The organism is Amycolatopsis rifamycinica, from assembly GCF_000695625.1.
Lineage (GTDB): Bacteria > Actinomycetota > Actinomycetes > Mycobacteriales > Pseudonocardiaceae > Amycolatopsis > Amycolatopsis rifamycinica.
In genome coordinates, this window is the sequence record NZ_JMQI01000006.1 from 21,636 (window position 1) to 43,558 (window position 21,923).

At 71.2% G+C, this 21,923-nt stretch carries 19 protein-coding genes; 14 read left to right on the forward strand and 5 right to left on the reverse strand.

Annotated features, from left to right (window positions below; translation table 11 throughout):
• Positions 1–175: 175 nt before the first annotated feature.
• The 8 genes from DV20_RS03285 (at position 176) to mdlC (ending at position 9,844) form a co-directional block, all read left to right on the forward strand.
• A complete protein-coding gene (locus tag DV20_RS03285; protein WP_200876344.1) occupies positions 176–3,025 on the forward strand; it encodes a sensor histidine kinase in 2,850 nt (949 codons plus the stop codon).
• A 13-nt stretch (positions 3,026–3,038) separates the two neighbouring features.
• On the forward strand, positions 3,039–3,716 hold the full coding sequence (locus DV20_RS03290; RefSeq protein WP_043776319.1) for a copper homeostasis protein CutC: 678 nt from the start codon (positions 3,039–3,041) through the stop codon (positions 3,714–3,716).
• Between the two features lie 414 nt (positions 3,717–4,130).
• The gene (locus DV20_RS03295) at positions 4,131–4,343 is read left to right on the forward strand and encodes a hypothetical protein (protein WP_043776321.1); all 213 of its coding nucleotides are present in this window, start codon (positions 4,131–4,133) and stop codon (positions 4,341–4,343) included.
• Between the two features lie 44 nt (positions 4,344–4,387).
• Positions 4,388–5,341, forward strand: a complete 954-nt coding sequence (locus tag DV20_RS03300; protein ID WP_043776322.1) for a hypothetical protein — start codon at positions 4,388–4,390, stop codon at positions 5,339–5,341.
• A gap of 166 nt (positions 5,342–5,507) precedes the next feature.
• Positions 5,508–7,157: a S53 family peptidase gene (locus DV20_RS03305; protein ID WP_043776324.1), complete on the forward strand. Its 1,650-nt coding sequence runs from the start codon at positions 5,508–5,510 to the stop codon at positions 7,155–7,157.
• Positions 7,158–7,238: 81 nt separating this feature from the next.
• On the forward strand, positions 7,239–8,090 hold the full coding sequence (locus DV20_RS03310) for a helix-turn-helix domain-containing protein (protein ID WP_084093296.1): 852 nt from the start codon (positions 7,239–7,241) through the stop codon (positions 8,088–8,090).
• A complete protein-coding gene (locus DV20_RS43620) occupies positions 8,090–8,248 on the forward strand; it encodes a DUF397 domain-containing protein (protein ID WP_167344358.1) in 159 nt (52 codons plus the stop codon). The genes DV20_RS03310 and DV20_RS43620 overlap by 1 nt, the downstream gene beginning before the upstream one ends.
• Before the next feature lie 9 nt (positions 8,249–8,257).
• Positions 8,258–9,844, forward strand: a complete 1,587-nt coding sequence (gene mdlC / locus DV20_RS03315) for a benzoylformate decarboxylase (RefSeq protein ID WP_043776325.1) — start codon at positions 8,258–8,260, stop codon at positions 9,842–9,844.
• A gap of 66 nt (positions 9,845–9,910) precedes the next feature.
• Here the strand turns inward: mdlC and DV20_RS03320 are convergent, their stop codons facing one another.
• The 4 genes from DV20_RS03320 to DV20_RS03335 are packed head-to-tail and all read right to left on the reverse strand — an operon-like array spanning position 9,911 to position 13,402.
• Entirely contained in the window at positions 9,911–10,771 is an 861-nt protein-coding gene (locus DV20_RS03320; protein WP_043776326.1) for an ABC transporter ATP-binding protein, read from the reverse strand.
• Positions 10,772–10,792: 21 nt separating this feature from the next.
• Positions 10,793–11,626, reverse strand: coding sequence for an ABC transporter permease (locus DV20_RS03325; protein ID WP_043776328.1), 834 nt, complete (start codon positions 11,624–11,626; stop codon positions 10,793–10,795).
• Complete coding sequence (locus tag DV20_RS03330; RefSeq protein ID WP_043776330.1) at positions 11,623–12,393, reverse strand: ABC transporter permease; 771 nt, start codon at positions 12,391–12,393, stop codon at positions 11,623–11,625. The genes DV20_RS03325 and DV20_RS03330 overlap by 4 nt, the downstream gene beginning before the upstream one ends.
• A 1-nt stretch (position 12,394) precedes the next feature.
• On the reverse strand, positions 12,395–13,402 hold the full coding sequence (locus DV20_RS03335) for an ABC transporter substrate-binding protein (protein WP_043776332.1): 1,008 nt from the start codon (positions 13,400–13,402) through the stop codon (positions 12,395–12,397).
• A 724-nt stretch (positions 13,403–14,126) separates the two neighbouring features.
• Here DV20_RS03335 and DV20_RS03340 point away from each other — a divergent pair.
• From DV20_RS03340 to DV20_RS47265, 6 genes are all read left to right on the forward strand, one after another.
• The gene (locus DV20_RS03340) at positions 14,127–17,276 is read left to right on the forward strand and encodes a sensor histidine kinase (RefSeq protein ID WP_043776334.1); all 3,150 of its coding nucleotides are present in this window, start codon (positions 14,127–14,129) and stop codon (positions 17,274–17,276) included.
• Between the two features lie 20 nt (positions 17,277–17,296).
• Positions 17,297–17,758 (forward strand): roadblock/LC7 domain-containing protein, encoded by a 462-nt coding sequence (locus DV20_RS03345; protein ID WP_013230256.1) that lies wholly within the window; start codon positions 17,297–17,299, stop codon positions 17,756–17,758.
• Positions 17,759–17,784: 26 nt separating this feature from the next.
• Complete coding sequence (locus tag DV20_RS03350) at positions 17,785–18,564, forward strand: DUF742 domain-containing protein (RefSeq protein ID WP_043776336.1); 780 nt, start codon at positions 17,785–17,787, stop codon at positions 18,562–18,564.
• Complete coding sequence (locus DV20_RS03355; protein WP_043776338.1) at positions 18,545–19,153, forward strand: GTP-binding protein; 609 nt, start codon at positions 18,545–18,547, stop codon at positions 19,151–19,153. Before DV20_RS03350 ends, DV20_RS03355 begins: the two co-directional genes overlap by 20 nt.
• Before the next feature lie 402 nt (positions 19,154–19,555).
• On the forward strand, positions 19,556–19,972 hold the full coding sequence (locus DV20_RS03360; protein WP_043776340.1) for a roadblock/LC7 domain-containing protein: 417 nt from the start codon (positions 19,556–19,558) through the stop codon (positions 19,970–19,972).
• Between the two features lie 6 nt (positions 19,973–19,978).
• A complete protein-coding gene (locus DV20_RS47265) occupies positions 19,979–21,346 on the forward strand; it encodes a DUF742 domain-containing protein (protein WP_043776342.1) in 1,368 nt (455 codons plus the stop codon).
• On the opposite strand, the gene DV20_RS03370 is transcribed toward DV20_RS47265, so the two are convergent.
• The gene (locus DV20_RS03370) at positions 21,343–21,894 is read right to left on the reverse strand and encodes a hypothetical protein (RefSeq protein ID WP_043776476.1); all 552 of its coding nucleotides are present in this window, start codon (positions 21,892–21,894) and stop codon (positions 21,343–21,345) included. The two genes, DV20_RS47265 and DV20_RS03370, sit on opposite strands and share 4 nt — an antisense overlap.
• Positions 21,895–21,923: the final 29 nt, after the last annotated feature.

The window sequence follows — 21,923 nt, forward strand, 5'->3', positions numbered from 1 at the left end:
TACCGCGAGAATCTGGTTCTCGTGCTGGATCGTATGGTCCGCGCCCCATACGATCGCGGGCAGGGCCGTATCGTGCCAGCGCGGCTTTCGGATCTTCATGGGGCGGGCTACCGTTCAGTAGGTTCGAGTGTCGTTCGATCCGCGGGTTCCCGCCCGCGGCGGAAAAGGAAACCAGGTGACCCGTCGCGACAAGCGTCCCCGCAAGGGCGGCGACGCGGCGGATCCGCGTCCGGCGGGCGGCCGCTGGCGGCTGCGGAACTGGCGCCTGGGCACGAAGCTCTTCGCCGTCCTCCTCATCCCGGCGCTCGCCGTCATCGCGCTGGTCGGCCTGCGGATCAGTTCCGACCTGCGCGACGCCCGGCAGCTGGCCGAGTTCGCCACCCGCGGCCGCGTCGACAACACGGTCGCCGAAGCCTTGCACGAGCTGCAGCGCGAGCGCGACCTCACCGTCCGGTTCGTCGCCCAGAACCGCCAGGGCGACACCGCGGACCTCACCGCCCAGCGCACCCGCGTGGACCAGGCCATCGGCGCGTTCGAGCGGACGCTCGCCGAGAGCAGGCCGCGGCTCGACGCGAAGGCCGCGGAAAGCCTGCAGCAGACCGACGACCGGCTGCGCGTGCTCGGCGGCCTGCGGTTTTCCGCGGAGCATTCGGCGTTCCCCGCCGACGCCGTGCTGCGGTCCTACAGCGAGCTGATCTCCGGCCTGCTCGACATCAGCGACTCCGCCGCGGCCGACGTCTCCGACCCGGAACTCGCGCGGATGCGGCTGGCGGGCAACGCGCTGGCCCGGATCAAGGACCAGATGTCGGTCAAGCGGGCGGTGATGGCCGAAGCGCTCGCGGCCGGCAGCCTCAACCGCGACCGCACGCGCGCCCTGCTCGGCGCGGAAGCCGAACTGGCCGCCGCGCGCAGCGACTACCGCACCTTCGCCACGCCCGGCCAGCAGCGGATGTTCGACGACACGGTGATCGGCCTGGTCGTCGACATCGGCAACGACATGGTCGAATCCGCGCTCACCCGCACCGAAAACGGCCAGAACCTCTCGGGCCTCGACCCGAACCAGTGGGACGCCTCGGCCACGCACACGGTGAACCTCGCCCACCGCGTGCAGCAAGCGCTGCTGGTCCAGTTGCAGGAACGCACGGACACCCTGGCCGCGCAGGCGCGGACGGCCGCGCTGTGGGACGGCGGTGTGGTCCTCGGCGTCCTGCTCGTCGCGGGCGTGCTGTCGGTGGTCATCGCGCGGTCCCTGTTGCGCCCCTTGCGGATCCTGCGCCGGACGGCCCTCGAGGTGGCCGAGCACCGGCTGCCCGCGGCCGTGCAGAACCTGCTCACCGAGCCCGAACCCGCCCCCGAGAACCTGCGGAAACGGCTCGCCGTCGCGCCCGTGCCGGTGTACACCCGCGAAGAGCTCGGCCAGGTGGCGCGCGCGTTCGACGCCGTGCACGGCGAAGCCGTCCGGCTCGCCGGTGAACAGGCGATGCTGCGCGAGAACGTCAACGCGATGTTCGTCAACCTCTCGCAGCGCAGCCAGGACCTCGTCGAGCGGCAGCTGTCGGTGCTCGACCGGATGGAGGCCGACGAGCAGGACCCGGACACCCTGGCGGGCCTGTTCGAACTCGACCACCTCGCCACGCGGATGCGGCGCAACAGCGAAAACCTGCTGGTGCTCTCCGGCCACGACTCCGCGCGGGAGGACGCCGGCCCGGTGCCCGCCGACGAGATCATCGGCGCCGCGCTCTCGGAGGTCGAGCACTACCAGCGGATCGAGCTCGGCCCGGCGCCGCAGGTCGCGGTCCGCGGCGAGGCCGTCAACGACCTCGTGCACGTCGTTTCGGAGCTGCTGGAGAACGCGACGCGCTACTCCGGCGAAGAGGTCGTCACCGTGGCGAGCGCCGAAACCCACGACGGCGATTGGCAGATCGAGATCATCGACCACGGCGCCGGCATGCCGCAGGCCGAGATCGACCGCACCAACGCCCGGCTCGCGCACCCGCCGGACGTCGACGTCGAGGTGTCGCGCCGGATGGGCCTGTTCGTCGTCGCGACCCTGGCCACCCGCCACCACATCGACGTCAGCCTGAGCGCGGGCGCGGACTCCGGGCTGGTCGCGACCGTGCTGGTGCCCGCGGCGCTGATCGTCGAGCTGCCGCCGATGCCGGCACCGCCCCCGCCCGCCGAGCCGGCCGCCGCCGCGGAGCCGGAGCTGCTGGCGCCGCTGGCCCCGCTCACGCAGCCGGAGCCCGAACCCGAGCCGGAGCCGGAAGAGCTGACGCCGCCGTCGATCGAGGCCGGGCCGCCGCGCCGGGCCCCGGTGGTGGCCCGCGACCAGGCGCCGGAGTGGCCGACCGCCGACGACGACGCCCACCTGGACCTCGACGCCCCGACCGAGCGGATGCCCGCCTACCGCGACGTCCTGTCCCGCTGGTTCGACGCCTCCGCCGCACCCGAGCAGCCGCGCAAGCCGGCGGAGCCCCGCCCGGTCGCCGAAGCCCCCCGCCCGGTCGACCCCCGGCCCCGCCACGCCCTCGCCGCCCCGCCACCCCCGCCCCCGCCCCCTGCCCCCGCTCCGACCGAGGCGGCACTTTCACGTGAAAGTGCCCGTCCCTCTCCCATCGAGGCGGCACTTTCACGTGAAAGTGCCCCGCCCGCTCCTGCCGAGGCGCCACTTTCACGTGAAAGTGCCGCTCCTGCCCCCGCCGAGGCGGCACTTTCACGTGAAAGTGCCCGGGGCGGGGTGGATGACGAGGACACCGAACCGCGGTTGACGCCGGTGGCGCCGCCTGCCGCGGTCGAGCCCGTGTACGACTGGCCCACCCCGGCTGAGCTGGAGCAAGAGGACGGCGCCGAGGACACCTGGCCGTTCCTGCAGCCGCTGGATTCCGCGGCGAGCCCGGGAGCGGTCCCGGAACAGCGGCCGATACTCTCTCTTTCCCCGGAAGCGGTGCGCGAGCGGATGACGAGCCTTCAAGGCGGCTTCCGGCGAGGGCGGCATGCGAGGGGGGACGACACCCGGAACCAGTGAAACGGATTGAGGCATGAGCTCGAAGACGCCCCTGCTGGAAGTGATCGCGCTGGACGCGGCGGACGCCGAAGGCGCGCAGGCGGGCGGGGCCGACCGCCTCGAACTGGTTGCGGACATGGCGCAGGACGGCCTGACGCCGTCGGTCGAGACCGTGCGTGACGTGCTCTCGGCGACCGACCTCCCGGTGCGGGTCATGCTGCGGGACAACGGTTCCTTCGACGTCGGCGACCTGGAAGGGCTGCGCGCGGACACCGGGCGGCTGATCGACGCGGGCGCGCGGGAGTTCGTCTTCGGCTTCCTCAACGTCGACAGCGAGATCGACCTCGACGCCTGCGAAGCGCTGATCAAGGAGGTCGACGGCCTGCCCTGGACGTTCCACCGCGCGATCGACCGCACCCGCGACCCGGTGCGCGCCTACGACCAGCTGGCGTCCCTCGGGTGTGACACCGTGCTCGCCGCCGGTCACCCGAACGGCGTGGCCAGCGGCCTTTCGGTGCTGCAGCGGCTCGCTCAGCGCGACGGCGGGCCCGAGCTGCTCGTCGGCGGCGGCCTGCGCGCGCAGCAGGTCCACCTCCTGCGGGCGGGCGGGGTGCGCGGGTTCCACGTCGGCAGCGCGGTGCGGCCGGGTGGCTGGCAGGCGCCGGTGGACGCCGCGACCGTGCGCACCTGGGTCGACCTCGTCAAATCCTGATCGTCTCCGCGAATCTCACGGAGAATCTGCGGAATAAAACGATTTCTGCCGGAGTTTTCGTGTGTTTGCGCTTATCATGAACCGGCGGGTGAAATTGCATCCGCCGCGTGCAGGACCGCGCGCGTGGTTGCGCGTGCGGCTGCACGATCGGTTCCACTTTTGACCTGGTTGGTGGCTGATTTCACGGCTATCGGCTGGCTACGGTTGTCCCGCATTTCGCGATCCGGCCGATCTTCAGAAATCGATCTGCAGTGCGGGAGGCGGCGCCGTGTGCGCGCGTATTCAGTTCGGGAAGTCGTTGCGTGGACAGGAAACCAGGACCCTGACGACCGGGTGGATATCCGCCACCTTGCGAAGGCGGATTGTCCGCGGCACTCGTGCGGGGGTCGCCGCGACGAGCGGGAAGGCCGAATCGTGACCGGCGCGATACCGCGCCAACGCGGAACCGAAACTTCCGAAGAGGATTTCGCGAAACTGGGGCTCGGCGGCTCACTGGCCCTGACCGGGTTGCTGGCCGTCGTCAAGATCGCGGAAACCGCCACGGGCGTGGTGCTGACCGCCACCGGGGTGCTGCCCGGTGCCAGTCCCTCGAAGGAGCGGGCTCCGGCCCGGCCGGGAGGGGAATGAGCGGGGCTGCCCGATCGGCAGCTCTCTACGGACGGAGGGCTGCCATGACCGGCAGTGGCGGGCGGGACGGATCCCGCCGGACTCGTGTGGGCCTCGCCGACGTGCAACGGCTCGAGGACACCGTCGCGCGGCTTCGGGCCCGCGACTACCGCTACGGCGGTGGTGCCTGCGACGAGGCCGTCGCGGAGGTGCTGCCCCACGCGCTGGGGCTGCTGGGCGGCACGGTGCGCGGGAAGGTGCGGCCGCGGCTCTGCACCGCCGTCGCCGACCTGTACAACCTCGCCGGCTGGATCAGGTTCGACGACGACCGCCCGGACGCCGCGCTGGACGCGTTCGCGCAGGCGCTGGACCTGGCCGTCGAAGCGGGCAACCACGACCTCCAGGCCAACATCCGGTACCGCGCGGGGCGGCTGCTGCTGCACTACGACGCGGTGGACCCGGCGCTGACGGAGTTCGCGCGTGGCCGCGAGGCGGCGCTGCGGGCGCGGTCGCCGCTGGCCCAGGCGATCCTGTCGGCCAACCAGGCGTGGGCGCACGCCAAGAAGGCCGACGTCGTCTCCGCGCTGAACTGCCTGCACCAGGCCCGCCGGGAGTTCGCCGACGCCGAGGGCGCGGAACCGTCGCCGTGGGCGGCCTTCTTCGGGCCGACCGACCTGGCGGCGATGATCGGCACGGTCTACGGGGAGCTGGCCCAGGTCGTCGACGTCCGGCACGGCCGCGACGGCATCCCCGCGCTCGTCGACGCGATCGCCGGCTACGGCCCGGAAATGGCCCGCAGCCGGTCCCTGACGGTGATCTGGCTGGCCACCGTGCACGCGTTGGCCGGCGACCTCGACGTCGCGGCCGAAGCCGGGCGGGAGGCGATCGAGCTGGCCGGCACCCTGCACTCGCCCCGGACCCGGCAGCGGCTGCGGACGCTGTCGGCCGCGGCCCGGCGCCACCGGCGCGACCCCCGTGCCGGGGAAATCATCGAAATGGTCGGGCATTCCGGACAATAATCGTTTTGCCATGGGCAGGTAAACCTGCCGGAAAATGAAAATGGGATCCGGCGAAGGACAGACAAAAGTAGGTTCCTCGGCGTGATCGTGGCTTCTTATGCTTCTCGGCAACCTGCGGCGAGCATTCCGCGCAGGCCCGGTCCCCACCGCCGAGAGGAAATTCCCCATGCGCTTGCGCAAGCTCGTCGCGGCCGCTGTGCCGCTGCCTGCGTTGCTCGGCCTCGCCGTGGCCGTCCCGGCCGCCGCGGCGTCGGAACCCCTGGTCACGCTGGCTGACAACGCGGCCCCGCTGATCAACAGCGCCCGCACCGGCGACGTGGCGGCCGACCGGCCGATCACCGCCGCGCTCTCGCTGAAACTGCACAACCAGCAGGCGCTGGAAAAGTTCCTCGCCGACGTGCAGAATCCGGCGTCGCCGCAATACCACCGGTTCCTGTCCCCGGCGCAGTTCAATGCCAGGTTCGGCCCCACCCAGGCGGACGTTGACAAGGCCGTCTCATTTCTCGGGAAAGCCGGGCTGACCGGGATCGAGGTTTCCGGCAACCGGCAGGCGATCACGTTCACCGGCTCGGCGGCGCAGCTCGAGTCGGCGTTCCGGACCGGGATCGGCACCTACCACGACCGGGTTTCCGGGCGGGACTTCTTCGCCAACGACGCCGTCCCGGCCGTGCCGGCGAGCGTCTCGGACGTCGTGAGCGGCGTCGTCGGCCTCGACGACCACGCGGTGCGCACGCATTCGGCGAAGCCGCTGGCCCAGCCCAACGTCGTCAGGTCCGTCACCCCGCCGGTGCTCAAGACCGCGTACGGCACCAGCGGCCTGTCCGCGACGGGCAGCGGCGTGCACGTCGGGTTCGTCGAGTTCGACGGCTACCGGAAATCCGACATCACCAAGTACGACAGCACGTACGGCCTTTCCGCGGGTTCGGTGACCACCGTGCCGGTGAACGGCGCGAACTACGACTCGGCGCCGGGCGACGGCCAGATCGAGGTCGAGCTCGACATCGAGGTCGTGCACGCGCTGGCCGCGGCGGCCGACGACTACGTCTACGAAGCGCCGAACTCGAGCGCCGGCGAACTGGCGATGTACCAGAAGATCGCGTCGGACGCGACGGTCGACGTCGTCTCGATCTCCTGGGGCGCCTGCGAAGCGGCCGAGGGTTCGAGCGCGGCGAAGAGCGTCAGCAGCGCGATCGCGACCGGCACGGCGGAGGGCATCTCGTACTTCGCGGCGGCCGGCGACGACGGCACGACCGACTGCTACCGCCAGACGGGTTCGACGGCTCGCGGCGTGGACTTCCCGGCGTCGAGCCCGAACGTCTCGGGCGTCGGCGGGACCAAGCTGAGCGTGACGTCGACCAACGGCTACAGCGGCGAAGTGGTGTGGAACGACGGCAGCAGCGGCGGCTCGACCGGCGGCGGGATCTCGACGGTGTTCACGGCGCCGTCGTGGCAGTCCGCGCAGAGCACGACGTACCGCAAGGTTCCGGACGTGTCGGCGGACGCCTCGCCGACGTCGGGTTACTACATCTACAGCGCGGGAACGTGGGAGACGGTCGGCGGCACGTCGGGCGCGACGCCGTTGTGGGCGGCCTTCGCGGTCCTGCAGAACCAGGTGCACGGCGGGGCGCTGGGCAACCTGAACCCGAAGTTCTACTCGATCGGCAACGGGTCCTCGTACGGCACGGGCTTCCACGACGTGACGACGGGCAACAACACCCTCCACGGGACCACCGGGTTCAGTGCGGGGACGGGGTACGACCAGGTGACGGGCTGGGGTTCGTTCAAGGCGGGCGGGCTGTCCGGCCTGATCGGCTGAGGGACGGAGGCCGGGGCTGTCGCGCGTTCGCGACGGCCCCGGTTTTCCGGTTTTGTCGGTGGCCGGTGACACAATGTGTGCATGGCAACACTGGTAGCGACTCCGAGGTCCCGCGCGCTGGGCTTCGGCCTCCGGACGGCGAGGGAGGCCCGGAAGCTGGGCGTGCGCGAACTCGCGCGGATGGCGAAGGTGGCGGCGCAGAGCCTCTCGCACTGGGAGAGCGGGACGCGGGTGCCCAAGATCGAGCAGGTGGCGTTGCTGCTCGGGGCGCTGCGGGTCGAGCCGGTGGAGCGGAAACGGTTGCTGGAGCTGGCGAGGAACGCCCGCGAGCCCAACTGGCTCGAGCACAGCCTGCCCGGCATCTCGCCGCGGCTCTCGGCTTTCATCGAGTACGAGCGCACGGCCTCGGCGATCTTCGCCTGGGAGCCCCTGCTGATCCCCGGGCTGCTGCAGACCCCGGAATACGCTTGGGCGATCCTCGGTACCGGCGGCCGGCGCCGGGCGGAGGAGGAGCTGCGGCTGAGGTTGAAGGTCCGCCTGCTGCGGCAGGAGGTGCTGACCGGCCGCGATCCTTCTCCCTACACCGTTTTCCTCGCCGAGCCGGTCATCCGGCAGCGGCTCGGCGGCCGCGAGATCATGGTTCCGCAGCTGAGGCACCTCGCCGAATTGGCCGAGCGGCGGAACATCAGCCTGCGGGTGCTGCCGGAGAGCGAGGAGTTCCACCCGGGTCTCAACGGTTCCTTCGTCATCTTCGACTACGCCGACCTGCCCCCGATCGTCTTCCTGGAGCAGTACCGGGGCAGCGCTTACCTCTACGATGAGCAGCAGGTGGCCGATTACCGGGCGGCCCAGCGGGCGATGGCGGCACTGGCCCTGAGCGAGCAGGAATCCCGCGCGCTCATCCGGGGGGTGATCGCCGACTTGGAGGCGTGATGTGGCGTAAGTCCAGCTATAGCGGCAGCGAAGAGAACTGCGTGGAGGTGAACCTCGGGCCGGTGTCACAGATCCGGGACACCAAGGACCGCTCCGGCGGCACCCTGGCCGTCGGTTCGGCCGCTTGGCGGGCTTTCCTTCGCAAGGCTAAGCGTTAACCTGTCCGCATGATCAAGCGCACGGTGCTGGACGCCACCCGTGAACTCCTCCGCGAACTCGGCCTCACCACCGTGTTCGGCAACCCCGGCACCACCGAGGTGCCGTTCCTCACCGACTGGCCGGACGACTTCGACTACGTCCTCGGCCTGCAGGAATCCGCCGTCGTGGCGATGGCCGACGCCTACGCTCAGGCCACCCGCCAGGCCGTGCTCGTCAACCTGCACTCCGCCGGCGGGGTCGGGCACGGGCTCGGCAGCCTGTTCAACGCCTACCGCAACCGGACGCCGCTGATCGTCGTCGCGGGGCAGCAGGTCCGGTCGCTCATCCCGCACGAGCCCTTCCTCGGTGCCCTCGAAGCGCCCGAATTCCCGAAGCCGTACGTGAAGTGGTCGATCGAGCCCGCTTCCGCCGAGGACGTCCCGGCCGCGCTCGCGCGGGCCTACCACGTCGCCACCCAGGCGCCGTCCGGTCCCGTCTTCGTTTCCGTTCCCGCCGACGACTGGTCCGTCACCACCGAACGGCCCATCGTCTCGCGCCCCCGGATCCGCGGCTTCGCGCCCGATCCCGAGGCCGTCGACGAGCTCAACGCCGCACTGGAAGCCGCCGAGCGGCCGGCGATCGTCGTCGGGGGAGCCGTCGACCAGGACGCGGCCGTCGTCGAAACCGTCGCGCTCGCCGAACGGCTCAACGCCGCCGTGTGGGTCGCGCCGATGTCCTACCGCTGCTCGTTCCCCGAAGACCACCCGCTGTTCCAAGGGTTCCTCGACCCCGAACGCGGTGCCGTCTCCGATGCCCTCGCGCCGTACGACCTCGTCGTCGTGCTGGGCGCGCCCGCCTTCACCTACCACGTCGAGCGCGGGCGCGGGGAAGCTCCGCTGCCGCCGCTGTTCATCGTCAGCGACGACGAGCAGGTCCTCGCGCGCGCCTTCGAAGGCACCGGCATCCGCGCCACGCCGAAGCTGGGCATCCGGGCGCTGCTGAACGTCGTCGAGCGCGGCACGCGGCCCGCGCCCGCTCCGCGGCAGCGTCCCGCGAAGCCGAGCGGGGACACGCTGACCGGTGAACTGGTCTACTCGACGCTCGCGGAAGTGTTGCCGGACAACGCTTTGGTCGTCGAAGAGGCGCCCAGCCACCGCGGCATCCTGCACGACCACCTGCCGATCACGGCCACCGACACGGGTTTCCTGACCATGGCCAGCGGCACGCTCGGCTACGGCGTCCCCGGCGTGGTCGGCGCGGCCCTCGCCCGCCCGGACCGCAAGGTCGTCGGCGTGATCGGCGACGGCTCCAGCATGTACGGCATCCAGGCCCTCTGGACGGCGGCGCGCGAAGAACTGCCGGTGACGTTCGTGATCCTGGACAACTCCGAGTACGCGGCGGTCCGCATCCTCGGCGACGCGATCGGCGGCGCCAAGCTCCCGGGCACCGAACTGGGCGGCATCGGCTTCGCGGCGCTGGCGGAAAGCATGGGCTGCCACGGCGTGACGATCACCGAGCCGGCGGACCTGGCCCCCGGCCTGACGGCGGCACTGGCCGACCCGCGCCCGACGCTGGTCCACGTCCGGGTCGCCCAGTCGTCCAAGTCCCTGTACTGACGGTCGTGGGCGGTAAGGCGGGGGTAGGAACCCGCCTTACCGCCCACGACGAGCGCTGACGCCGGGTCAGCTCCCGGTCTTGGTCTCCGTCACGCTCTTGGCCCGCTCGGCCAGTTCCCACTCCGCCGCGTCGGAAGCCGCGGTGGCGGCGTCCGCCGGGGTGCCGCCGTGCAGCAGCCGCGCCACTTCGCCGCGCAGGGTCACGAACTCCGCCGACTCGCGGGTGGTGATCTGGTCCCGCGTGGCGGGCAGGCCCACCGGCAGGTCCGCCACGATCGACGCCGGTGACTTCGAGAGCACCAGCACGCGGTCGGACAGGTACACGCTCTCGTCGATGTCGTGGGTGACGACCAGGACCGTGCTGCCCTGCTCGCGCTGGACGCGCCGGGTCAAGTCCTCGAGTTCGAAGCGTGTCTGGGCGTCGACCGAGGCGAACGGCTCGTCCATCAGCAGCAGCGCCGGGCGGCTGGCCAGCGCGCGGGCGATCGACACCCGCTGCTGCATGCCGCCGGACAGCTGCCACGGGTACTTCCCGCCGACGCCCGACAAACCGACGTGCTCCAGTGCCTCCGCCGCTCGTTCACGGCGTTCCGCGCGCGAGATCGGCCGCCACCGCAGCGGGAATTCGACGTTCTTCTGCACCGAAAGCCAGGGGAACAGCGATCGGCTGTAGTCCTGGAACACGACGGCCAGGTCGTCCGGCACGCCGGAGACGCGGTCGCCGTGCAGGCTGACCGTGCCGTCGGTCGGCGCGGTGAGCCCGGCGATGCAGCGCAGCAGCGTCGACTTCCCGCAGCCCGACGGGCCGACGATGCTGGCCAGCTGTCCGGCCTCGACGGTGAACGAAAGGTTGTTCACCGCGGTGTGCGCCTTCGCGCCGCTGCCGTAGGTGTGGCTGAGGCCGGACACTTCGAGCATGGTGGACATGGGGAGAGGCCTTTCGAAGTGTCAGTCGCGGCCGAGGCGGGCCGGCTGCCAGGCCAGCACCCGCCGCTCCGCGGCCAGGAAGATCGTGTTGAAGACGTAGCCGAGGATGCCCAGCAGCACCAGCCACGCCCACATGGTCGGGAACTCGAAGTCCTGCTGGGCGTTCATCAGCGACCGGCCGATGCCGCGGTAGGCCCCGACGAGCTCGGAGATCACCATCAGCAGCAGCGAGATGGACAGGCTCACCCGCAGCCCGGCGAAGATCTTCGGCGCCGCCGCGGGCAGCACCACCATGCCGAGCCAGTACCCGCGGGGGGTGCGGAACGACCGGGCCGTCTCCACCTTCACCTGGTCGACCGAGCGGACGCCGTCGATGGCGTTGAGCAGCACCGGCCACACCGCGCCGAAGATGATCGACCCGATCTGCATGCCCGAGCTCAGCCCGAACAGCACCGCGAACACCGGGATCAGCGTGGGCGGCGGGATCGAGCGGAAGAACGCGAACAGCGGGCCGAAGTAGTCGAGCGCCCGGTCGGACCGGCCGATCAGCACGCCGAGCAGGATGCCGACGACAGCCGCCAGCGCCCAGCCGCCGAGCATCCGGCCGAGGCTGGGCAACACGTTCTCGAACACCGTGTCGGTGAGGAACAGGTGGGCCGCCGGCCCGGTGAACCACAGCTTCCCGGCGGTGACCGCGATCTCCGTCGGCGGCGGGAAGAACTTGCTGCCGCCGGCCCGGGCGGCGAACTCCCAGACGACCACGAGGATCGCGAACAGCAGCCAGTTGCGCAGGACCGAAGCGGCACCGCGCGCCGCGCGCCTGCCCACCCGGCCCGAAAGGGTCGCCGCCGTCACGCGATCGCCTCCCGGTCCACCGTGCTCCACCGGAACAGCCGCTTGCCCAGCTGTTCCAGCCCTTCGTTGATCAGGTACCCCAGCGCCCCGGCCACCACGGTACTGGCGAAGACCAGGTCGAACCGCGTCGAGCCGGTGCTGACCACCATGATGTAACTGCCGAGCCCGACTTCCGAACCGGCCAGGAACTCGGTGCTGACGACGGCGATCAGCGCGATCGTCGCGGACAGCCGGACGCCGGTGAAGACGAACGGCGCGGTCTGCGGCAGCGCGACCGACGACAGGATGCGGAACCGGCTGGTCCCGCAGGCCCGCGCGGTTTCCATGAGCACCGGGTCGATCTCGCTCATCCCGTAGATCGTGTTGAACATGATCGGCCAGAGCGAGGCGTACACGCCGAGGGTGATCTTCGCTTCCGGTCCGGACCCGATCACCAGCAGCACGAGCGGGATGAGGGCGGCGACCGGGATGGGGCGGAGGAACTCGACGATCGCGGCGGTCGCGGTGCGCAGCGCCGGGATGCTGCCCAGCAGCAGGCCGGCGGGTACCGCGATCGCGATCGCGATGGCGATGGCGATCAGCCAGGCCAGCATGGTCGCGACGATGCCGCGGACGAAGGCGGCGTCGCCGAACAGCTCGCCCATGGTGACCAGGACGACGCTCGGCGGCGGGATGAACGTCTTGCTGACCAGGCCGACCTGGCAGACCGCCTCCCAGAACAGGAGGAAGCCGACCAGGCCGGCCAGGCCACGAAGCGGTTTTGCCACGTCAGCTGGTCACCTGAGGAGCGATCATCGGCGCGGCGTCGACCTTGCTGGTGATGACGCCCATCTGCAGCAGCAGGTCCGGGACGCGCTGGAGGCGACGGGCGTCCAGGGTGGAGCCGTAACCCGGCAGGGTGAGCAGCTTCGCCGTGTCTTCGTCGATCTTCGCGTACTTCACCAGCAGCGGCTCGGCCTTCGAGCGGTCGTTGATCACGTCGCTGGTGGCCTTCTTCATCGCGCGCTGGAAGGCCGCGAGGGTCTTCGGGTTCGCCTGCACCCACTTCGTCGTCGAGCCGTAGCCGGTCAGCGGGAAGTCCTGGGTGGCGCCGGTGTTGATGTCGATGACCGGGGTCGCGCCGACGATCTTCGCCGCCTGGGACAGCTGCGGCTCCGGCATGTAGGCCGCGTCCACCTGGTTGTCCTTCAGCGCGGCCGCCATGTTCGGCAGCGGCATCGGCACCCACTTGACCCCGCTGGAGTCGACGCCGTGGTCCTTCATGACCGATTTGGTGAGGATGTCCGACGCGGTGTTCAGCGCCGTGATCGCGATCCGCTTGTTCTGCAAATCGTTGACCGTCTTGACCGGCGAGTTCGGCACCGTGACGATCGCGTTGCTCTTCGCGTTGACCGACGTGCCGTCCGCGACCAGCTGGATGTCCGCGGCGCCCTTGCTCTTGGCGACGAAGAACGGGGTGTAGGTCGAGAGCGCGACGTCGGCCTCGCCGGACATCGCCTTCTGCATCGACTCCTGGCCGCTCTTGGCGACGATCTGCTCGACCTCGAGGCCCTCGTTCTTGAAGTAGCCGCCGTCCTGGGCCAGCCAGAACGGGGCCAGGTCGGTGGTCGGCATGATCGAGACCTTGATCTTCGACTTCTCCAGGCCGCCCCCGTTCGACGAGGCGTTCGAGCTGTCCGAGCCGAGCGCACTGCAGCCGGTGAGGGCCGTGGCGGCTGCGACGGTGAGGGCGAGCCCGAGCGCGGCGCGGCGAGTGCGAACCCGGCCACTGCTCATGGCGTTTCCAAGCAAGGCCTGCTCCTTGAAGAAAGTGACGGTTGGGGAACCGATTCCAGTGGAAGTGCGTGACTCATTCTCTGGAGTCACGCGGGCCACTGTAGAGAACGTGACAGCTTGCTCACAATGGGTGGAATCACTACCTGACCGAGTGGCGCACGTCACTCTTTCGGCCTCTGGTCTAGACCCACTGCTCCACTCGCCGTAGCCGTTCACCCAGTGTAGGGTGAGGTTCCTGAATTGGCGACGGCTTCTGTGCGTCAGCTGAGCGAACGCTGTGCAAGATTGAGCGGGTCCTGTCGGGAGGGTTACATCTTCCCCTGCCGTTCGCTACCCTCTGCACCTGCGGGGAGGTATCAACCTCCGATGTAGTGAGAGAGAGTGCCTGGATGGCCGATCAAGGAGTTCCGCTTCGGTGTACCAGCACACACTGTGCTTTTCCTGAGAGAATCTTCCCCGCGAAGACCACTGCCTGGCCGGGCACAACCGCCGCGCCGGTGGGTTAGGCCGACCAACAGACCAATGCAGGACCAGCGCAGGGACCCGACCGTGATGCTCGAGCTGAACCGATTCCGTCCGGCTGGACGGGGTTCAGGAACCCCCAGTGACGACACTGGAGACGATCTTTTCACCCGTACGGGTAGCGTCTTGCGCTGGGCTCCTTCCGATGGGCCGGAGCGCCGGAACGCCGGGAGCGTGCAGACGAGTGGCTGAGGAGAACGCGATGCGCCCTGGCGGGCGCTGGACCGACCAGGGTTTCCCGAGCACGAACGATGATGGTGGAGCGGCGGTGCCGAACGAAGACGCCGCGGGGGTGGGAGGGGCCCCCGCGCAGTCGCCCGGAGCGGATCCGGGCCGGAAGGCCGGGCTGTTCTCCGGCATGCGCGACTGGCGGCTGCGGTCCAAGCTGGCCGCGGTCCTGATCATCCCGACCCTGACCGCGCTCGCGCTGGGTGCGCTCCGCGTGGTCGACGACGCCCGCGAGGCGGCCGAGTTCCAGCGCACCGCCGACCAGGTGGCGTTCGCCGTCAAGGTCACCACAGTGGTGCACGAGCTGCAGAACGAGCGCTCGCTCGCGGTCGCCCGGATCGCGTCGAACAACCCGCTGCTGCAGACCGGGCTCGACTCGCAGATCGCCAAGGTCGACCGCGAAGTCGCCGACCTGCGCGCCGCGAAGGAAGTCCTCGAGTACGACGACCAGGCGACCAAGGACCGCTACACCCGCGGTATCCAGCGGCTCGACGCCCTGCGCCCGCTGCGGGCGGCGTTCAACACCGCGAACGGCCTGCCCGACATCACGGTGCTGACCGCCTACTCGGGCATCCTCGACTCGCTCATCGAGCTCGGCCGCGAGGTGACCACCGCGGTCACCGACCGGGACGTGCTGCGGCTGGGCACGAGCACGCAGGCGATCAGCGAGGCCAAGGAGTTCACCACCCGCTCCGACGCCGAGCTGCAGATCGCCGCGTTCCGCGGCAGCTTCCCCGGCGACCTCCTGGACCAGACGCGCGCGTCGGCGTCCAGTGCGGACGCCTCCGTCGCGGCCTTCCTCGCGAACGCCGACGACGACCAGCGCCAGCTCTACAACGACACCTACTCCGGCCCGGAGGTCGACGACCGCCGCCGGATCCAGACCTCGGCGTTCTCCTTCGCCCAGCTGGGTGACCCGCCGAACATCGACACGACCGCGCTCGGCAAGGACAGCACCGTGTCGGCCGACAAGCTGCACGCGGTCGAGTCGAACCTGCTGGCCCAGCTGAAGACCCGCGCCGACGACCTCGCCACCGCGGCGGTCAACTCCGCGTGGGTCGGCGGTGCCGTGGTGCTCGCGGCCCTGGCGCTCGCGGTCGCGCTGATGCTCGTCGTCGCCCGCCTGATGCTGCGCCCGCTGCGGATCCTGCGGAAGAGCGCGCTGGACGTCGCCTACACCCGGCTGCCGGAAACCGTGCAGGCGATCCTCGACGACCCGGACCCGGTCGGCGCCTCCAAGAAGGCCGTCCAGCCGGTGCCCGTCACCTCCCGCGACGAGATCGGCGAGGTCGCGCGGTCGTTCGACATCGTCCACGAACAGGCCGTCAAGATGGCCGCCGAGCAGGCCCTCCTGCGCGAGAACGTCAACGGCATCTTCGTGAACCTCTCCCGCCGGTCGCAGCGGCTGGTGGAACGCCAGCTCGGCGTCATCGACCGGCTCGAGGCCGACGAGCAGGACCCGGACCACTTGGCCAGCCTGTTCGAGCTTGACCACCTCGCGACGCGGCTGCGGCGCAACGGTGAGTCGCTGCTGGTGCTCTCTGGCGCCGGCCTGGCCAAGTCGGTGCCCAAGCCGGTGCCCGCCGCCGACGTCATCGGCGCCGCGGTGTCCGAGATCGAGCAGTACGCCCGGATCGAGGTCGGCATCGTGCCCGACGTGGCGGTCCAGGGCCTGGCGATCCACGACCTCGTGCACGTCCTCGCCGAGCTGCTCGACAACGCGACCTACTTCTCCGAGCCGGAGACCAAGGTCATCGTGCGGGCCGTGGTGACCCGCCGCAAGGCGCTCGCCATCCAGGTCACCGACCACGGTGTCGGCATGAGCGAGGAGCGGCTGGCCGAGGTCAACGCGCGCCTGGCCGACCCGCCGGACCTGGACGTGTCGGTGACCCGGCGAATGGGTCTGTACGTGGTTTCGCGGCTGGCCAAGCGCCACGGCATCGAGGTCCGGCTGCGCGAGAACGAGGACATCGAAGGCGGCGTGATCGCCCGGGTCGTCGTCCCGGCCGAGCTGCTCACCCAGCTCCGCCCGGGCATGCAGCGGCAGACGCCGCCGCCGGCGAACCGGTCCGAGACGTCGATGTCGATGCCGAGCATCCCGCCGATCCCGGCCGCGCGCTCGGACTTCGACCAAACGCAGTCGTTCGCGCAGACCCCGCCGGCGCCCTCGGCGCCGCCGCCGCCTCCGCCGCCGATGCACGAACCGGTGGCGAACCAGGGCGGCCTGGTGCCGCTCGACCAGCCGATCAGCCTGGACGACCTGGTCAGCGGCGGCCGCGCGGCGGGCCCGTTCCTGTCGCCGGAGCTGCCGAAACCCGAGACGCCGGCCTGGCCGACCGCCGAGGACCTGGCGCCGCTGACGCCGTCGCCGAACGGCGACGGGGCCAGCTCGCGGGCCGCCGACACGCAGTTCGCGCCGCTCGTGCTGCCCAAGCGCGAACCGAAGTTCGTGCCGCCGGAGGAGCCACCCCCGGCGCCGCCGCCACCCGCGGCCGGAGTGGGCTCGTCGGCGCTCGAGGACGATGTACCCACCCGGCGGTTGCCGATCTACCAGTCGGTGCTGTCACGCTGGTTCAGTGAGGGTGACGACTCGGCCGCCGACCCGGTGGCGTCGCAGAGCGAGGGCGAAGACCCCAACCTGCCGCCGCTCACCGGCACCGACGAGCCCTCCGCGCCCGCCGAGCCGTCGCCCGCCGAGCCGTCGCGCGACGAGCTCCAGCCGACCGCGGCGACCCGGCACCCGCTGCTGCCCGCCGACGACGGCTGGCACAGCGCCTCCGACGACGGCTGGCAGAAGGCGCAGTCGCTGCTCGAGTCCAAGAACGAGGAGATCACCCCGGCCGGGCTGCCCAAGCGCGTCCCGAACGCCTACCTGGTGCCGGGGTCGATCAGCAGTCCTTCGGCCGACGCACCGCCGCAGAACAGCTTCGCGGACAACACCGCGGGCATGCCCGGAACGGGTGCGATCACCCGCTCGGCGTCCGCGGCGCGGAGCCGGATGGCAAGCTTCCAACGGGGCTACACCTCGGGACGGCACGCCTTGAAGGAACTCCCGGCCGAAGAACAGCTGCAAGGCAGCAGGGTTCCGGGGCGTGGCAACACCACAGACAGCAGTGAGGAGTGAAAGTGACACGGGCGGGTGCAATGCAGCCGGGTGGCTCCGCGCAGCCGAACGGCCAGGCGCATGCCAAGGCGAACAATGCCGGCAGCTTCGCTTGGCTGATCACGGATTTCGTGCACCGGGTGCCCGGCGCGGCCCACGCGGTCGTGGTGTCGGCCGACGGCCTGCTCCTGGCGGCCTCGCGAGGGCTGCCGAAGGACCGGGCGGACCAGCTGGCCGCGGTGGCGTCGGGGCTGACCAGCCTCGCGCGCGGCGCGGCCAAGGTGTTCGAGGGCGGCACGGTGGCACAGACCGTGGTCGAGATGGCCAACGGTTTCCTCTTCCTCATGTCGGTTTCCGACGGTTCGTGCCTGGCGGTTCTGGGATCGCCGGAGAGTGACATCGGCCTGGTCGTCTACGAGATGACCTTGCTGGTGGAGCGGGTCGGCCAGCAGCTGACTCCGGAGATGCGGGCGCAACTGCAAGGTTCGGCTGTCCGCCGCTGAGGACCTGGGAAACCGAGGAGAGAGCCGTGGACGACGGGCGCTTGAGGGGTGATGGGCGGCTCGGTGACGACTTCTCCGGCGGGTGGTCCGAGCAATCGGACGAAAGCCGCGAGGACTGGCAGTCGTTCCGGGACCGCGTCGACCGCGAGTGGCGCGCGCGACGGGTGCAGGCCTCCGACAGCGACCCCGTGCGGGAGCCGCCGAACTGGCTGACCGACAGCAATGCCGGGCAGGAACCGCTCCGGCCGATCGCCGGCGGCACCGAGTACCGCGACCGCCTGCTCGGCGGTCCGGGCGCGGAGCTGTTCGGCGGGTCGAGCGGGCCGCTGTACGACGCGCACGAGTTCGCCGCGTACAGCACCGAGCGGGACTTCTCGTCGGGACCGGACTCCGGGGAGCTGGCCGCGGCGCTGCCGCGGCAGGCCCACCAGGAGTACGTCGACGAGCCGCCGGCGACGGAGATGGAGACCTCGGGCCTGGTCCGGCCGTACTTCCGGACCCGGGGCCGGACGAAGGCGACGCTCGACCTGGCCATCGAGGCGTTGATCTCGACCAGCGAACAGGGCCGGATGCTCGACCGGGTCCGGGTGCCCGAGCACCGGTCGATCTGCGACCTGTGTCTCGACACCAGGTCGGTGGCCGAGGTGGCGGCGCTGCTGCGGCTGCCGCTCGGCGTGGTGCGCGTGTTGATTGGTGACGTGGCGGGCCTCGGGCTGGTGCTGGTGCACTCCAGCAGCCCGACCGTGGGCGACCGCCCGAGTATCGAGTTCATGGAAAGGGTGCTCAGTGGGCTTCGGAGAATTTGACTCCGACGCGAACGCGCCGCAGGTGACGGGTCCGACCTCGTCGGCCAAGATCGTGGTCGCCGGCGGGTTCGGTTCGGGGAAGACAACGCTGGTCGGGGCGATCTCCGAGATCGACCCGCTGACCACCGAGGCCATGATGACCGAGGCCAGCGTCGGGCACGACGACACCTCGGCCACGCCCAACAAGACCACCACCACCGTGGCGATGGACTTCGGGCGCATCTCGCTGGACTCGGACCTGGTGCTGTACGTGTTCGGCACCCCCGGTCAGCACCGGTTCTGGTTCATGTGGGACGACCTCGCGGTCGGCGCCATCGGCGCGGTCGTGCTGGTGGACACGCGGCGGCTGGCCGACGCGTTCCCGTCGATCGACTTCTTCGAGAACCGGAAGCTGCCCTACGTCGTGGCGATCAACTGCTTCGACCGGCTGCTGCACCACCAGATCGAGGACGTCCGGCACGCGCTGACCATCGCGCCGTCGGTCCCGATCATGGCGTGCGACGCGCGGGAGCGGGAGTCCGCGAAGCAGGTGCTGATCTCGGTCGTGCAGCACGCGATCGCGCACGATTCGGCGTTGCGCGCGGGATAGCCCATGACGCCCCGATCCGGATGCGGCCGTTGGAGTGAACTCCGCGGGCTTCACCCACTTCGGGGAGTGCCGTCACCGTCCGGAGGAGCAGCCGGCCCTGACCGTCGTCCGGCGCCGGGTCCGGTGCCGTCGGCAGGGGCCTCGGCACCCGGCCTGACCTGCGTCGACCCGGTGTCGCCGGGAAGCCGTGGACGACGGTGTCGCGTGTCCCCCGGATGGGGGAGGCGGACCGGGCTGCCGCAGAACTCGGCCGGGCGCACCCGTAGGGTGCCCAGCGGCCGGCCGGTGGCGGGCTCGACACCACCGGCGGGGCGAATACGCTTTACCGTGGCGTCGCCGACCGGCCGTGCCGGGCGCTCCGGGGTGCGGCGGGCGACGCCGCACGAGCAAGGAGGAGCAGGAGTGACGGCTTCCGGCCAGGGTTCGTTCGGCTGGCTCATCACGGACTTCGTCCGCCGGGTACCCGGTGCCGCGCACGCCGTTCTGGTGTCCGCGGACGGGTTGCTGCTGGCGCCGTCGGAGGGGCTGCCCCAGGAACGCGCCGAGCAGCTGTCGGCGGTGGCGTCCGGGCTGATCAGCCTGACGGCGGGCGCCGCGCGCTGTTTCGAAGCGGGCGGCGTCAACCAGACCGTGGTGGAGATGGAGCGCGGCTACTTGTTCCTGATGTCCGTTTCGGACGGTTCGTCGCTGGCCGTGCTGGCCGCGCCGACGTGCGACATCGGCACGGTCGCCTACGAGATGACGCTGCTCGTCGAGCGGGTCGGCCAGCAGATCACCCCCGAGCTCCGCGCCCAGCTCCAGGGCGGCGTGCGTGGGTAGGGCGAGATGAGGATTTCGGGATTCGACGATCCGGACTCCAGCGGCTGGGACGCACTGCACCGCGGCACCGAGCGCGAGGGTTTCGATTCGCCCAGCAAGTTCGACATGTCGACGCTGTCGATGATCATGCCCAAGCGGAAGCCGTCCCGCCCGAAGCCGGACGCGCAGGGCTACACCGACGAGGACACCCGCGAGTGGGGCCCGTCGGCCGACGACGAGGAGCACGAAGCCCCGGAGCCCGTTGACTACGCAGGCAGGCGTTCCGCCGCGCGGGGACACGCCGCCGACGACCACGCCCGCCCGGAGCCCGGCGTCCTCCCCGGTCGGCGCCCGCCGGAGTACGCACGTCCGGAGTCAGGGGACCGCCCGGCCTTCGGGGGGTACCGGGGCCGCCGTTCGCGAGAGTTCGGTGATGAGCCGGGTCGTGCGGAGTCGGGGGCGTTTCCGGTTCACCGTTCGCGGGAGTTCGGTGATGAGTCGGGGGCATACCCGGTCGACCGGTCGCGGGAGTTCGGGGATGAGCCGGGTCGCCCGGATTCGGGCGCGTACCCGGTCCACCGGCCGCGGGAGTTCGGTGATGAGTCGGGCGCGTACCCGGTCCACCGGTCGCCCGAGCCCGCCGACCACCCGGACCCCTTCGGCTACCAGGGCCCGCACTCGCCCGTAGTCGACGAAGACGGCTACGACCCCGTCGAGCCCGAGTGGCAGGACGAGGAGTCCTATGAGCCGGAACCCCCGCCGCTCGAACCGGCGTGGACCCCGCCGCGGGGTGCCCGGCCGCCCGCTCCGCCGCGGCCGCCGGCCCCTCGGCCACCCGTTCCGCGTCCCCCGGCGCCGCGGCCGCCTGCCCCGGTGTCGCGTCCGCCCGCTCCGGTGGCGCGCCAGGCGGCGCCCCCGCCCGCGTGGGCTCCGCCGCCCGCCGACTGGACACCTCCGCCGGACCCGGAGACCCGCTGGATCCCGCAGCCGGAGCCGTGGGAGGACCCGGCCTGGAACGAGCCGGCCCGGGTGGCGAGCCCGGTGCCCGTCGCGTCGCCGGGCTCACGGGTCCGCCCGTACACCCGCACGGGCGGCCGCACCCGGTCCGACCACAACCTGGCGCTCGAAGCCCTGGTCTCGACGTCCGACGACGGGCGCCGCTACCGCGGGGTCCGCTCGGTCGAGCACCGCCGGATCTGCGACCTGTGCCTGGACACCCGGTCCGTGGCGGAGATCGCCGCGCACCTGCGGCTGCCGCTGGGCGTGGTGAAGGTGCTGGTCGGCGACATGGCCGACATCGGCCTGGTGCTGATCCACCAGACCGAGCTCATCCTCGGCGACCGGTCGTCCCGCGAGTTCATGGAACGCGTCCTGGCCGGCCTGCGCGCCCTCTAACCGGCCGGGGTGAGGTCGAGGACCAGGGTGTTGCCCGGACCGGAGACGACGCCGTTGATCAGCGGTGTCGCCGCCCCGCAGTTCGCGAAGGCCCCGATCGCGTAGGTCGATTCGAGGCGCCCGCCCCGGCCCGCGGCGAAGTCCTCCGACGTGAGCTCGGTCGTCAGCGGCTCGGCCGGGCCGCAGTCGTCGCCGACGTCGTACGGCACGCCGTTGACGCGGACGTCGGACAGCCGCACCGGCCAGGTCGCCGAGGCGGAGAAGCCGCCGGCCGGCGAGCCCTCGGCGTGCCCGGGGCCGAGCCTGATGGTTCCGCTGACCTTGCCGATGCCGGGCAGCGACCGGGTGACCGGCACCGGCGGCAGCGTGATCGTCCCGGAGAAGGAGCCCGGCCCGGCGAGCGTGTCGACGTCGAACCGGCCCGGCCCGAGCTCGAGATCGGCGTCCGCCTTCGCGATGTGCGTGGTCCCGCGGACGGTGTAGGCCGAGTGGGCCGCCGCGGCGAACCCGGTCCCGCCCACGATCGCCGCGGCCGCCAGTGCGGTCACGCGCGTTCCCCGCTTCATGAGCCAGGCTT

What these genes read in the sequence shown, in the direction of transcription:
- DV20_RS03290 (WP_043776319.1), top strand. Translation starts at nt 3,039, where the DNA reads ATGAGCTCGAAGACGCCCCTGCTGGAAGTGATCGCGCTGGACGCGGCG.
- DV20_RS03310 (WP_084093296.1), top strand. Translation starts at nt 7,239, where the DNA reads ATGGCAACACTGGTAGCGACTCCGAGGTCCCGCGCGCTGGGCTTCGGC.
- mdlC (WP_043776325.1), top strand. Translation starts at nt 8,258, where the DNA reads ATGATCAAGCGCACGGTGCTGGACGCCACCCGTGAACTCCTCCGCGAA.
- DV20_RS03305 (WP_043776324.1), top strand. Translation starts at nt 5,508, where the DNA reads ATGCGCTTGCGCAAGCTCGTCGCGGCCGCTGTGCCGCTGCCTGCGTTG.
- DV20_RS03340 (WP_043776334.1), top strand. Translation starts at nt 14,127, where the DNA reads ATGCGCCCTGGCGGGCGCTGGACCGACCAGGGTTTCCCGAGCACGAAC.
- DV20_RS03345 (WP_013230256.1), top strand. Translation starts at nt 17,297, where the DNA reads ATGCAGCCGGGTGGCTCCGCGCAGCCGAACGGCCAGGCGCATGCCAAG.
- DV20_RS03320 (WP_043776326.1), bottom strand. Translation starts at nt 10,771, where the DNA reads ATGTCCACCATGCTCGAAGTGTCCGGCCTCAGCCACACCTACGGCAGC.
- DV20_RS47265 (WP_043776342.1), top strand. Translation starts at nt 19,979, where the DNA reads ATGAGGATTTCGGGATTCGACGATCCGGACTCCAGCGGCTGGGACGCA.
- DV20_RS03335 (WP_043776332.1), bottom strand. Translation starts at nt 13,402, where the DNA reads ATGAGCAGTGGCCGGGTTCGCACTCGCCGCGCCGCGCTCGGGCTCGCC.
- DV20_RS43620 (WP_167344358.1), top strand. Translation starts at nt 8,090, where the DNA reads ATGTGGCGTAAGTCCAGCTATAGCGGCAGCGAAGAGAACTGCGTGGAG.
- DV20_RS03300 (WP_043776322.1), top strand. Translation starts at nt 4,388, where the DNA reads ATGACCGGCAGTGGCGGGCGGGACGGATCCCGCCGGACTCGTGTGGGC.